This is a genomic window from Acidovorax sp. BoFeN1, assembly GCF_003345135.1.
Taxonomy (GTDB): Bacteria; Pseudomonadota; Gammaproteobacteria; order Burkholderiales; family Burkholderiaceae_C; genus Acidovorax; species Acidovorax defluvii.
Genome location: NZ_QOZT01000006.1, coordinates 50,678 through 63,602 on the forward strand (window position 1 = coordinate 50,678; position 12,925 = coordinate 63,602).

The 12,925-nt window shown below is 67.3% G+C and carries 13 protein-coding genes and 1 pseudogene; 2 read left to right on the forward strand and 12 right to left on the reverse strand.

Annotated elements, in window-relative coordinates; genetic code table 11:
- The 3 genes from DTW89_RS02570 to DTW89_RS02580 all read right to left on the reverse strand — a co-directional run bounded on the left by DTW89_RS02570 (position 1) and on the right by DTW89_RS02580 (position 4,146).
- Entirely contained in the window at positions 1-1,584 is a 1,584-nt protein-coding gene (locus DTW89_RS02570) for a class I adenylate-forming enzyme family protein (protein ID WP_114654783.1), read from the reverse strand.
- An 89-nt stretch (positions 1,585-1,673) separates the two neighbouring features.
- Positions 1,674-2,924 (reverse strand): CaiB/BaiF CoA transferase family protein, encoded by a 1,251-nt coding sequence (locus DTW89_RS02575; RefSeq protein WP_114654784.1) that lies wholly within the window; start codon positions 2,922-2,924, stop codon positions 1,674-1,676.
- A gap of 52 nt (positions 2,925-2,976) precedes the next feature.
- Entirely contained in the window at positions 2,977-4,146 is a 1,170-nt protein-coding gene (locus DTW89_RS02580; RefSeq protein WP_114654785.1) for an FAS1-like dehydratase domain-containing protein, read from the reverse strand.
- 265 nt (positions 4,147-4,411) lie between these two features.
- Here DTW89_RS02580 and DTW89_RS02585 point away from each other — a divergent pair, with 265 nt between their 5' ends.
- The gene (locus DTW89_RS02585; RefSeq protein WP_147277617.1) at positions 4,412-5,656 is read left to right on the forward strand and encodes an amidohydrolase family protein; all 1,245 of its coding nucleotides are present in this window, start codon (positions 4,412-4,414) and stop codon (positions 5,654-5,656) included.
- A 129-nt stretch (positions 5,657-5,785) separates the two neighbouring features.
- Positions 5,786-6,043, forward strand: coding sequence for a hypothetical protein (locus tag DTW89_RS19240; RefSeq protein WP_147277618.1), 258 nt, complete (start codon positions 5,786-5,788; stop codon positions 6,041-6,043).
- A gap of 135 nt (positions 6,044-6,178) precedes the next feature.
- Here the strand turns inward: DTW89_RS19240 and DTW89_RS02590 are convergent, their stop codons facing one another.
- The 9 genes and pseudogenes from DTW89_RS02590 to DTW89_RS19610 form a co-directional block, all read right to left on the reverse strand.
- Positions 6,179-8,125 carry a DUF3363 domain-containing protein gene (locus DTW89_RS02590; protein ID WP_114654787.1) on the reverse strand — a complete coding sequence of 649 codons (1,947 nt, stop codon included), beginning with the start codon at positions 8,123-8,125 and terminating at the stop codon, positions 6,179-6,181.
- 375 nt (positions 8,126-8,500) lie between these two features.
- Entirely contained in the window at positions 8,501-9,046 is a 546-nt protein-coding gene (locus DTW89_RS02595; RefSeq protein ID WP_114654788.1) for a S26 family signal peptidase, read from the reverse strand.
- Positions 9,043-9,573 carry a DUF2840 domain-containing protein gene (locus tag DTW89_RS02600; RefSeq protein WP_114654789.1) on the reverse strand — a complete coding sequence of 177 codons (531 nt, stop codon included), beginning with the start codon at positions 9,571-9,573 and terminating at the stop codon, positions 9,043-9,045. The genes DTW89_RS02595 and DTW89_RS02600 overlap by 4 nt, the downstream gene beginning before the upstream one ends.
- Entirely contained in the window at positions 9,570-9,833 is a 264-nt protein-coding gene (locus DTW89_RS02605) for a chromosome partitioning protein ParB (RefSeq protein WP_114654790.1), read from the reverse strand. The genes DTW89_RS02600 and DTW89_RS02605 overlap by 4 nt, the downstream gene beginning before the upstream one ends.
- On the reverse strand, positions 9,830-10,591 hold the full coding sequence (gene parA / locus DTW89_RS02610; RefSeq protein ID WP_236637007.1) for a ParA family partition ATPase: 762 nt from the start codon (positions 10,589-10,591) through the stop codon (positions 9,830-9,832). The genes DTW89_RS02605 and parA overlap by 4 nt, the downstream gene beginning before the upstream one ends.
- A gap of 200 nt (positions 10,592-10,791) precedes the next feature.
- Positions 10,792-11,637: pseudogene (locus DTW89_RS02615) on the reverse strand (replication initiator protein A); the annotation flags it as partial.
- A 3-nt stretch (positions 11,638-11,640) separates the two neighbouring features.
- Positions 11,641-11,937, reverse strand: coding sequence for a helix-turn-helix transcriptional regulator (locus tag DTW89_RS02620; protein ID WP_114654823.1), 297 nt, complete (start codon positions 11,935-11,937; stop codon positions 11,641-11,643).
- A gap of 92 nt (positions 11,938-12,029) precedes the next feature.
- Positions 12,030-12,572, reverse strand: a complete 543-nt coding sequence (locus tag DTW89_RS02625; RefSeq protein WP_236637008.1) for a DUF2285 domain-containing protein — start codon at positions 12,570-12,572, stop codon at positions 12,030-12,032.
- Between the two features lie 67 nt (positions 12,573-12,639).
- Complete coding sequence (locus DTW89_RS19610; RefSeq protein WP_236637009.1) at positions 12,640-12,828, reverse strand: transcriptional regulator domain-containing protein; 189 nt, start codon at positions 12,826-12,828, stop codon at positions 12,640-12,642.
- Between the last annotated feature and the right edge of the window lie 97 nt (positions 12,829-12,925).

Genomic DNA, 12,925 nt, shown 5'->3' on the forward strand with positions numbered 1-12,925 from the left:
TCAATCCTCGTTCTGGAGTTCGGCGCGAACTTGAGCGCTGATCGCCTTCTTGTCCACCTTCCCGGTGTCGTTGGTCGCCAGCGGCTCGCGCTGGATGCGCCAGCGGCTGGGCACCGCGAACGAGGCGATCTGGCCGCGCAGTTGCTCCTGCAACTGCTGCTGCGTGAGCTCCGCGTCCGTCACGACGACCGCCATGACCTCCTCGCCCAGGTCGCGGTGTGGCACACCGAACACCACGGTCTCGGCGACGCCGGGAATGCTCATGAGAGCCCGCTCGATCGCCGCGGGCGCGATGTTCTCGCCGCCGCGGATGATCATGTCCTTGCAGCGGCCGGTGATCCAGAGGTTGCCCTTCTCGTCGAGCCGGCCCAGATCGCCGGTGTGGAGCCAGCCCGCTTCATCGATGGGCGATTCATCGAGCCCGAAGAAGCCGGACATCTGCGTAGGGGAGCGCAGCAGGATCTCCCCGTCAGGCAGGCCAAGATGGGAAAGAAAGCGGATCTCGACGCATGGCAGCGGCTTGCCGGCGGAGCCCAGCTCCTCGAGGTCTTCCGAGCCCGCGGCGGCAGTGGCCTGTCCGCCGTTCTCCGTCAGGCCGTAGCCGGTTGGAATCCTCGGGCTGACGCTGGGCAGCTGGGTGCGGATGCGCTGCATCAGTTCCGCATGCACAGGAGCGCCGCCAATGCTGATGGACTTCAGGCTGCTCAGATCCCTGCGCGGCACGTCCGGATGGTCCAGCAGCCGCGTCACCATGGTCGGCACGGCATTCCAGCGCTTGACCTTGTTGCGTTCGATGGACGCGAGCACCTCGGCGGGGTCGTACCTGCCTTGAGAAAGTACCAGCGTATCGCCCACGACGACCGCCCGCATGAGGGTCTGCATGCCGCCCACATGGAACAGCGGGCCCGTGATCAGCGTCACGTCGCGCGCCGCCTCATCGATCTGGTGCGGCAACTTGCGCGTGATGTGCAAGGTCATCTGCAGGCGTGCCAGCAGCGCACGATGCGACAGCACCACCGCCTTGGGCTGGCCCGAAGTGCCCGAGGTGAAGATGATGAGCGCGGTCTCTTCCTCGCCGCGCGCACCTTCGGCATCCGCGACGGCATCGCCACCCTGCGACCCCGTCGTGTCGATACCCCAGGGCCCCCGCCGCGCGCCTGCGGGCACACGCGCCGCGCAACGGTCGTCGGCCAGCGTCATGGCAGGTTGCAGGGCCGCCAGGCCGTTGCCGACCTCTACCTCGCTCCACCAGGCGTTCGCGAGCACCGGCACGGCGCCCGCGAGAAGGCAGGCCCAGAAGTTGATCACCCACTCCGGGCTGTTCCAGCCGAGGATGAAGATGCGGTCACCCGGGCGAATACCCAGGCCGGCGAGTTGGCGGGCCTTGGCAAGCGCACCCTGGTGCAGGTCCTGGAACGTGACGACACGCTCGCCCTGGATGATGTGGGGCCGTGCGCCCCAGCGGCCAGCGAAGTAGAGCAGCCGCTCGACCCGGCGCGGCCGATCCGTGTAGATCCGGAACGGAACCCCGCCGATTATTTCCGTCGCGATTTCCTTGCCCCAAGGCGTTGCTGCTGATGACATCGATGTCTCCGTGTGGGTGCGACTGGTGCGCGCTCTGGACTGGTGGCCACGACCCGGCCCCGGAATGCGCGCACCGTCTCACTGCATAGTTAGGATTTCTTGTAGCGATCGAGGATCGCGTTGTCCTGGCCGAGCGCCGGAGCCGGTTGGGCGGGACACCACTCGCCGTCGAACTTGATCGGTATCCGCACGCTGCGGATCGTGCCGACCTTGCCCGGATACTCGACGTCGGCGATCGCACCGGAACCGCTCGCAGCCTCCATCTCCAGCGCCTCGCCGAGACTGCGCACCACGCCACAGGGAATGCCTGCCTCGTGCAGCCGCTTGACGATCTCCTCGGAGGTGAAGCCGGAGAACACCTCGCCGAGCAATGCATCGCATGCGTCCCGATTAACGACCCGCGAAGCCGCGGTCATGAATCGCGGATCTTCCGCAAGTTCGGGGCGGTCCATGGCGTCGACGATCTTCTTCCACGATCCGTCGCTGAAGGTGGAAAGCAGGATGTTTCCATCCGAACCCGCGTACTGGCCGTACGGCACCACACCCGGATGGCGCGATCCCATCCGCTTGGGTGTTTCGCCGGTCACGAAATACCGGGTGGCGTTGTAGACGGAGAGCGAAAGCAGGGAGCTCATCATGCTGACTTCGACGAGCCCGCCCTTCCCGGTCCTTGATCGCCGCAGCAGTGCGGCGAGGATTCCGTGCACTCCGAACATCCCGGACGTCAGATCGGCCACCGGAAGACCCAGCTTGCTGGGCGGGCTGTCACCTTCTCCGTTCAGGCTCATCACGCCGGATTCCGCCTGCACGATCAGATCGAAGGCGGCCCGCCGACTCTCGGGCCCCGTGCCCCCGAAACCGGAGATCGAGCAATAGACCAGCCCCGGGTTGATCTTGGAGAGGACGTCGTATCCGAATCCGAGCCGCTCGGCGACGCCGGTTCGGAAGTTCTGGATGAAGACGTCGCAATCCGCAACCATCGCGTGAACCAGTCTCCGCCCCTCCTCGGACTTCAGGTCGAGCTCCACCGAGGCCTTGCTCCGGTTGATGGTGGAGTGATAGAAGCTCACGTCGCCCTGGAGGGGCGCGATGTGGCGCGTATCGTCACCGGCCTCGGGCACTTCGACCTTGATGACCTCCGCGCCCATCTCCGCGAGCAGCAGCGTCGCGTAGGGCCCGGAGAGGTAGCGCGTCAAGTCGAGGACGCGCACCCCGCTGAGCGGCAGCGACGCGTCCTCTCGCGCTCCACCGCGGTCGTCGCGCGCCGATTCGGCGGGCGCCGTCGAATGACGCTTCTCACTCTTCGCTTCCGCCATCGAGGTGTCGCTGGATGTGGTCATGGTCGTCTCCGTCCTTGCTTCGTTCTTGCGTCGTTCCAGGGAGGGCTCTCGCTCAAACGGCCGGGCGCTTGGGCAGGGCGACCACCGCGGTGCCGGGCATGCACTGCTGGCCGCGCTGGTTGGTGGCCCAGGTCGTCAGGCGCACGATGTGGCGGCCTTCGGCATCGACCTCCTTGGCGTCGACGCGGCCGCCCAGGCGCACCACGTCGCCCAGGTACACGTGCGAACGGTACTGGCCGGTCAGCGCGAGCAGCCGGCCGGCGTCGCCCATCCAGTTGGTCAGCGAATGGATCTGCCAGCAGGTGCGCTGGATGCCGACGTCGTAGGCGATCTGCGCGCCCTGCAGCTGGGCCGCGTAGTCGTTGTAGTGCACCGAGTAGACCGGCTCCAGCGCATGCGTGCGCGGATCGCGGAAAGCCCACTTGGGGTGCTTGTGGTAGCGCTTGAGCGCCACGGAATGCGCGGCCACACGCGGGATCGGCGCGGCGCCGGCAGCGATGAAGGCGATGAAGTCCGTCAGGCCCAGCGGGCCCTTGGTGATGACGTCCATCTCGTCGCCGACCTGCACGTCGTCCCAATAGCGGGGCGTGGCGCCGCGCGGGCGCTCGGCCAGGATCTGCTCCTCGATGGCCGCGATCTCGTCTTCCTTCCACGGATGGGGCACCTCGATCGCGCGGCTCTCGCGGCGCGCCTGCATCTCGCCGCGCTCGAAGCGCATGCGCGAGCAGATGAAGGTGGCTTTCAGGTCGCCCTCTTCGTTGCGGTATTCCTGGCGCAGATAGTCCTTGATGCGGCGCCCGCCGAAGTTGCTGTCGGCGATCGGGCCATCGAAGCCGTCGAAGGTGACCTTGGCCGTGATCTTCTCACCCACGCGGATCGGCTCGCCGAAGGTCATCTTGGTTTCGGCGTGGAAGCCGCCCAAGCCGGGCCAGCCGACCTGCACCGAGCCCAGGCAGGCAAAGATGAAGCTGGGCGGCGCGACCAGCGTGCCATGCGGGCCGTCCTTTGCATAGTCGGCATTCGTCCACAGCGGGTTGTCGTCGCCGATGCCCTCGCAGAAGCGCATGACCGCCAGGCGCGTGGCGTATTCATTGTTCAGGCACGACTCGGTACGCAGTTCGGTGCCGATCAACGCGCGCATGTCGGCGAGCATCTTGTCGGTGAACTTGCCCAGGGCCAGTTCCTTGGTGATGCCGGCGTCTGTTGTCTCTTGAGTGTTCATATATGCGAACTCTTGGTCGTATTTGCGATAGTGAAATGTAGATTTCTGGGTGCCAGGGTGTCAATGCGGGATTTGTGCAGCCCGCGTGCGCGAAAGCCGGTCACAGATAGCCGGCAAGCCCGCCTCATTCGGAAAACATGAACGTCGGCTCCCGAATATCGCCATGGACGGGCGGCAAAGCCCCCTCCAGACTGCTCCGTAGACGGGCGCCAGTGCCGCTCACCTTCACTGGCCATGTCGCCCCTACAACGAAAGGAGACTTTCCGTGCGCAATTCCTTCAGCCACCCTAGCCGGCGAATGTTTCTCTCCGCAGCGGCACTCGCCTTGAGCGATGCCGCCCTTTGCAATCCATCGCTGGCCGAGAGCAAGCCTGGGCCCAATCCACCGACCTATCGCGGCAACCAGCACCGCCCCACCCGGGATCTGCTGGAATGGCATGGCCGAGGCTCAGGCGAACCCGCGCGCGAACCGGGTTTGCCTATCGTGGATGCCCACCACCACCTGTTCGGCACCAGTTCCGACAAGCTCTACTACCGCCGCGAGGACATGGAGAGCGACCTGGCATCGGGTCACAAGATCGTGGGCACCATGTACATCGCGGCCTATGGAGCCGGCTGGCGCACCGACGGTCCCCCGGAAATGCGATCAGTCGGGGAAGTCGAGCGCATCGTTGCCCTGAGCGCCGCTCCGCTCAGCACGCCGCAGGGCCCTTGCCGCCTTGCCGCGGGGATCGTCTCGGACGTGGACCTGGCGCTCGGCGACTCGGTGGACGCAGTGCTGCGGGCGCATGTGGAGGCAGGCAAAGGCAGATTGCACGGTGTGCGCTACTACGCGACTTACCACGACAGCGACCTCAAGAAGTTCATTCCCAACGCCCAGCCGAACGCCATGGGAGACGCGAGCTTCCGCCGCGGTTTTGCCTTGCTTGATCGGTATGGCCTCAGTTTCGACGCGTTGATCTACCACACGCAGCTGCGGGAACTGGCTTCACTGGCAGATGCGTTTCCTCGCACACCCATCGTCTTGAACCATGTAGGTATGCCCGTCGGTGTGCTGGGGTTCCAATCACAAAAGGCGGCTGTTCGACAGGAGTGGGAGCGCGATCTGCGTGCGCTGGCTGCCAGGCCCAACGTGCGCGTCAAGGTGGGCGGCATGGGCATGCCGATCTTCGGGTTCGAGTTCGAATCGGGCGATAGACCCGCCGAAACCCAGGCTCTGGTGCAGGCGTGGAAGCCCCTGATGGACGTGTGTATCGACGCATTCGGGCCGGGTCGGTGCATGCTGGAAAGCAACTTCCCAGTGGACAAGCAATCTTGCGGCTACGGGCAGCTATGGAACGCCTTCAAGCTTGCCACCAGCGCACTGTCGCCGTCCGAACGCCAGGCCCTGTTCTACCGTACCGCTTGCCAGACGTACCGCCTGCCAGAACTGGAGCGGGCTTGCGACGAGGCGTGGGTACGGAATGACTCAGGCGACCCCCAGACCACGCAAAGGCCCAGGGCCTCCTGATGGTGGGGCACTCAAAGTTGATGAACTTGTTCTTCTCGAGGCAAGCGCGTCTGTTCTCGTGGCGGCGGGTGCTCGGGCACACCGGACCAGCGGCAGTTCGGCAAGGTTGAGCTCGAAGGGGACTGCATCGTGAATGCGATACACACCAACGACCTGGACGACCCCTTCCTCAATCTGGTGTATTTCAAATGGCTCATGGCCGGTGTGGGATGGTGGGTCGATCTGTCGCGCCTGCAGAGCGACAGGGTTTACATCGACGAGTGCCTGCAGCGCGCGCTGAAGAGTGACTCCGAGTTGCTGCGTAAACGCGGCGTCGATCTGCTTGGCCTTCGGTCTACGCAGCCAAGTCGTGCGCAACCACCGGTTGGGCATTGTGGTCGGCGCTGAACGGAGGGTTATGTCTTTTGCCAGCCCGACCCACAGGTCAGCGGGGCTGCTGCGGAACGCCACTGGGCAAGACCACCTCGCGATTCTTCTGTGGAGGCAGGCGGGCTGGGAAACGGAAGAATCGAGAGCATCGCATCAGCGAGAAGTGCCACGGGTCGAGGTCAATCCCCACCCCACGGCGGAGCCCCGTAAAGTGGCAGAGACCTGCATCCCCAGGCGGCTCTCAATCACTGGCCGCCATGGCACCAGGCTGAACCCCATCCCGTCGTCGAGCATGGCGAAGCGCCCGCTGGTGAGTTGGATGGAGCGGCGGTAGACGCCGCTAATGCGCCCCCCATCCTGCATCGGCCGATAGGCCTTGCCTGTCTGGTCTTGCAGAGACTTCCCCGCGGCCGACAGTTCACGCTCACGCAAGGTGGACAGCAGGTTGCGCGACAACACCATGCGCTGGCCTCGGCGTTCAGCCAATCCCTGCTCGACCAGGAAATCCGCGCGGCCGCGCATCGCCTCGCGCACCTGCGCGCCAAAGCCCTGCGCACCCAACCCACTGCCCTCCCCGATCAATTGCCTGTCCAGCCAGGTCGCGCCGATGGCACGCACCTGCTGGTCGATGGGAAGGTGTGAACGCAATTCGATGGTCGGGCCCGTGCCCTTCTGTGCTTCATGCTGCTGGGCCTTCTGCACCAGGGCCGGCGGCACCTGCCAGACACCATCGGCCATGCGCGCCACGATGCCGGCGCGGCGCAGCGCCTCGAGCCGGCGCACGTAGACATCGACCGTAGCCTGCGGGTCGCGGTCCGCCGCCTGCTCCAGCCGGGCCAGATGGTCGACGGTCTTGTAGATGTCATCCTGGGCGACTGTCGCAATGGTACGGTCCACTGCCCGCTCCCGCCCCGGCGGCTTCGCCTCCACGATGCCGTCCACCGGCAGCGCCGGCAGATCGGCGCCGGGCGGCAGTTTCAGGTAGTGCGCCCGGCCATCGATGCCATCGACCACCAGATAGCCCCGGTCGTGCAGTTCGTCAGCCAGTCCCTTGCCCGCGATGCATCCAAGGACGGGCGTGGCCGACGCGCCATCCAGCACGCATTCGCGCTGCTGGCCCTTGAGTGCCTGGCGCACGGTTTCCAGCGCATCCTCGCGCTCGCCCATCGCAGTCAACGTGCGCGCCATGTCCGGCGCCAGCCGCCAGCGGTTGGCATCGACCCGCTCGGCCAGCGTCAGGGCTTCGAGCCGCTGCAGCCGCGCCCGCAGGACGTTCTGGCGTTGCCGATCTTCAGGCCGGCCGGTCAGGTCGACGGTATCTGCCACGGCTTGGCGCAACAGTGCCCGGTCCAGGCCGGTGAGCCGCTGCTGCGTGACTTCGCGCTTCAGGCTTTGCCGGATCTCGGTCTCGGTGCGCGGGCCCAGCCATTCGGTGGCGATCTCGCTCGCGCGCATGCGCATCCCATGCGCCATGTAGTCCGGCGCGATCACCAGATCTTCCTTGCCGGCGGTCCGGCCGTTCAGGACGATGTGGGTATGCGGGTTGTCGGTGTCCCAGTGATCGACGGCCACCCAGTCCAACGGTGTTTCCAGATCGACCGCCATGCGCTGCATCAGTTGCCGGGTGAAGCCGCGCAGATCTTCCAGGTCGACTGCGTCCTCGGCCGAGACGATGAAGCGAAACTGGTGGCGATCGCCCCTCCCCCGCTCCTCGAAGGCCTTGAGGTCGGCGGTATCGGTGTCGGCACCGTAGGCCTGGCCGCGCTGACCGTCGCGCGTTACCCCATCGCGCTCGATGTAGCGCAGGTGGGTGGATACCGAGTTCGCGCCGGCTTTCCGGAGCACCACGAAGCGGGACTTGATGACCACGCGCCGGGCATGCACGCCCAGACGACCGCCAGCCATGCCGGCCGCGACGCGGCCCCGGCCAAAGGTCGATGCGGGCCGCCCTGCACGATGGCCGGACGCCTTGGCGCCGGCCTTCGAGACTTCCTTGAGCACCTGAGACACGAAGCGCTCCGCACGCGGCCCCGCGCGGGACTTCGGGGCCGCGGGCCGGACACGGAAGCGATCAGCATCCGATTCCTTACGCGAAGCCATGGCGGGCACTCCAGCGCAATGGGGCGCAAGGGATCGCAAGCGGCACGCGCGCAATGCCCCCGTGGTGCGGCATTGCGCACTGGCGCAGCATCGACACCAGCAGGTGCCGTGCCGCGTCTACCCCACGTGCAGGCTGGCTTTGCGGGTGGCGGCGTGCCGCCCCCTTTATCTGGCCCTCTGTCTTCGCCTTCCGCATCCGCTCCCGGCTCCGACCTGACGCCAGCCGCGCATGGGATGCGCAACGCTGCCCGAGAGGCAGCGACGGTGCAGCGCACGCTGCACGCTGGCGGCGGGCTCTCTGCACGGCGGGGTGCAGCACGGACGCATGTCCGGCTGCAGCTCGGCAGCAGGCTCGGCAACAAGACACGGCGAAGTTCATGGCGCGCTCCATGTCCACAAGGGCTGCGCGATGCCGAGCACGGCCGATGCAGAGACGGGGCCGAAATAGCGGCTGTCGAATGACGCCGGGTTTGTGTCGCTGAGCAGAAACAGCTCGCCCTCGGCGAGAGGCCGGCATGGTGCCCAGGCCGGCAACGGACGATGCGCGCCGTCATGCGTCCGAACCATCGCCACGGCCGCGCCGTCGATGCGGACCACATGATCCCGAACACACATCGACTGCGGCGCCACGGCGCCGATGCGCTTGAGGATCGGCACGCCCTCCGGCAGGTAGCCGCGCTGCGCCGCGAACGCGGCCACCTCAGAAGGAAGCCGGGCCAGCACGATGCTGCCGACGTGCAGCGAGGCTACGCCTTCGATGCGGCCAACGCGGTACCAACCGCGCGCCACGCTGTCGCTGGCGTTGTAGACGATGCGCACAGGCACCGGCGCCACGGCCGGGGCGCACAGCGCCGCCAGACCCAAGCCCATGCAGGCCAGCATCAGGGTTCGGCGCGGGGCCGTCGCCATGATCGGCTTCATGACAGCGCCCCCCGCGCGAGATACGCCGCATGCCGCTCGGCGGTGTAGACCGGCAGCGGCTGGCGTGCCGCGAGCCGGTTGCCGACCGTGCGCCAGTACGTGACGGCCACCGCGCCTGGATCGATGCCCAAGACCTCGATGGCGTCGATCACCGCAAGCGCGGCCTTGACCTGCGGCTCGCCATCGGCGCGCAGCAGGATGCGCGCGCCCGGGGCCACGCCGGCAACGCGCTGCATGCCATCGAACGGCCTCGGCGCCTGCAGCACCATGAACTGCCAGAGCGCCGTGCCGTAGTCATTGCCAATCCACTTCACGCGGCAGCAGACGGCGCCTGGCGCGAACACCGCGACGCGACGCCAGCGGTCCAGCACGATCTCCCGCGCGGGCTGGCCAAACCGCAGCCAGACGTTCACTCGATGCTCGAGAAAGGCGAGCGAGACTCGCATGGGAGTGGGCCGCTGCGGCAGCAGCGCCGACAGCGAAGCCTGCGGGATGGCTGGCGCCGGATGCGAAGCCGGCGCCGTCATACCACGTCCTCCGGATACTCGCGCTCCAGCAGCTCGCGCAGCATGTCCGCCGCCGTGATACCGCGCCGGAACGCGACGACCTTGATCCGCCCGCGCAGCGCGGGCGTCACATCGACGGTCAGCCGCGCGGTGTAGACGGACGCCTTGGCCGACAGATCGGGCGTGTCCGCCTGCCGCACCCAGGTCGATGCCGGATCGGCGCCGGGCCTGCGGCCGATCGGTGCCCGGCGCGGTTTTGTCGATGGTTGGGATTTTGTCATCGCAGCATCTCCCGCACCGCCTGTGCGAGTGCCGCGATCTCGCGCGCGGCCGCGCACTGCGGCGCTACTTCGCACGCGAGCCGCCCCGCGGCCACACTGTCTGCGAACACGATGCGCTGCGAAACCTCGGCCGCCAGCGCGTCGAACGGCTGATCCGAAAGCGCGGCGCGCGCTTCGCGGCCGATCACCGTGCCGACCACGCGCCGATTGATCACGAAGGCCGCGCGCAGTTGCGGCCGAAACACCTTGGCTTCGGCAATGAGTTGCACCATCTCATGGCTGGCCCACACGTCGTAGGCACTGGGCTGCACCGGGACGAGCACCAGGTCGGCGGCCAGCAGCGCGGAGCGCGCGAGGGCCGCGACCCGCGGCGGCCCGTCGATCACCACGAAATCCGCCTGCAAGGCGATCTGCGGCGCTTCCTGGTGCAGCGAGTCCCTCGCCAGCCCGAAGACACCATAGAGACGCTCCTGGCCGCTCTGGAGCCGCCGCTGCGCCCAGTCGAGGGCCGAGCCCTGGGGGTCGGCATCGAGGAGCGTGACGCGGCTTCCCTGCAGAGCCAGCTCGCCGACCAGGTGCGTGGCGAGCGTTGTCTTGCCTGCCCCGCCCTTCTGGTTGAGCAGCGCGATCACCTTGCCGGGGCGGCTGTCCCCTCTTCCTGGCAGGTTGGTTTCGGATGCTGGGTCTGCCTGATTTGCAGTCGCTGAACCATTGCCCATTTTTTGAGCAGCATCTGCTCGCGCGCGCGTGACTTCCATTTATGTATCCCTTTAGATGTTTAGGGAGGTCCGAAACCGTTGCTGGGTGCGGCTTGCGGGCTGTTTGGCGCCGGTGATCCACCGATAGATGCGCCGGTGATCCACCGAGTCGCCCGCCGGTGATCCACCGAGTCCGTCCCCACGTCATCCACAGGTTCTTCAACAGAAGTTGTGGACAAGTCGCTTTGGGAGGGGTCGGCTGGGGCTGGGCGGAATGCCAGCCACTCGATGCCGCCGCTGCGCTCGATGAAGAGGCGGTAGCCCGGCAGCGCCTGGCGTAGAACCAAGCCACGCACATGCGCGGCGAAGTCGCGATAGCGCTGGAGCGCCCCGGATTTCAGGTACACGTGGCGCATGTCGAAGCGCCAGCCACCGGGCTGCCGGCCACCGTGCTTGCGCACGAGCCGGTACAGCCAGCGCTCGATCCCTCCGGAAAGCCGGAAGTACGTGGGGTCCAGCGTGAGCACCAGGGCCTCGTCCATCACGCCCGAGAAGAACCAGTCGGCCAGGATCAGCTCGATGCCATCGGAGCGCCCGTCGGGCCGGGTGTACTCTTTCCACTCGTTGATCCAGGAGAAGCGGTGCACGCGCAGGGCGCCGTTCGGTCGTTCGCGTTGGCGCAAGGTCGTGGCGACGGTGGTGGACTGCAGGCGGTCCAACGCGGCTCGCAGCCCCAGGTAGTCGCTGCGGCCGGTGCCGCGCTGCGCGAAGCGCAGGATCTCGTACGGGGTGGCCACCATCAGGCGCGAAGGCGCGATGCTCTCCTTCTTGGCCTGGACGATCTGACTCGCGGCCCAGACGAGTACGTCGGCGTCCCAGATGGTGGCGATGCCGTGCTCCGGCACGCCTTCCACGGTGAGCGACACGCCGCCGGCCTCGAAGCGGATCGGCACGGTGCGCGGCGACTTGGCCAGAGAGAAGAACGGGTAGGCCATCAGGTCCTGCGCATCGCGCAGCGCCATGTCGCCCGGCAGCGCGCGGAACAGCGACAGCTGTTCGCGTTCGCTCGGGCGCTTCGACATGGATGGAGCCTCCCTGCCCTGCATCAATCAGCGGACGGAATCGCGCTGCACGTAGCCGGGATCGGAGGTCATGCCGTAGGCACGGCTGTCGGCCCAGGCGCGCAGGTCCTCGACCGCGTAGACCACGCGTGCGCCGAACTTGCGGAAACGCGGGCCACCACCCAGCACGCGCTGCTTCTCCAGCGTGCGCGGGGACAGGCGCAGGAAGGCGCTGGCCTCGTCGGTGGTCAGGAACTCGGGGTTGGCGGGCGCGGCGGGTGCCGCAAAGGGCTGCGGCGCAGTCGCCGCAGCGCGGACGGGAAACGGGGAACTGGCACTTGCCATGAGGGCCTCCATCGTTGTCGCGGGGCCGCGAACCATTCGCAGCCCGATGGAGGCAGTCTCGGGAGTAAGGGCCTTCTTGCGCAGGGAGAGATTCAGTGCACGGGTTCGTCTCCGGGGGGCTTGGTGGCAGCGGGCAAGCCCCCCGCCAGGACCAGATAGCCGCCCCTCATGTACGCCTCGGCGCGCCGCAGCAGGTGCCGGACCTGGGCGCGCAGTTCACCGTCGTCGTGCCAGCGGTGAACCACGGCTTCCAGGCCGAACAAGGTTTGGGCGATGTCGCGGTGCGAGGCACCGGTCTGCGCGCCATCAAGCGCCTGCAGGGCGCGAAGGTGCAGCAGCGCGCCGCGCGTGGTGGCACGCGCGGGCGCCGTGACCGGCGCATGCCCCTCAAGAATCAGTGCTTGCGTGTTGAATACGTCGAGTTGGCCGCGCAGGCCGGGGCCGAGCGGCACAGTGCAGGTGTAGGCCGCACCGTCTGCGAGATCGTCGGCCAGTGTCACGCGCAGGCGCTGCGCGGAAACGTCGGCCAGCAGCGTCAGGCCTGTGCAGCCGAGCACCAGACGCTTGCGGCCAGGCACGCGCCAGAGGTCGAAGGGTTGCCGGTCCGATGCGCCGTGCGCCTGCGAGGCGCGCACGTGCAGCAGTTCGTCAGTGGTCGTGATCCAGACCGGGTGCGCTTCGCGCGCATCGAGACGCGGGTCCTCAGCGCTGTCGCAAGCCCCACCGCTCGAACGATGCGCCGCGCCGCCGCGCCCAGTCCGCCTGGTACCGCGGATGGCGACGCAGGTACTCCCACGCGAGCGCGGGGCCGTCGAGGTCCAGCGTGTAGAGATAGGCCGCCGACACGCCCCAGGGCGCGTTCGGCAGGTCTTCGGCATCGCAGTCGATCATGGCGACTCCTTCTTCTTGCTTGGGAGAACGCTGCCACAACCACGGCCGGCTTGGCTGGCTTTTGCGGCGATGCGCTGTCGCGCGAACGGCGACGCTA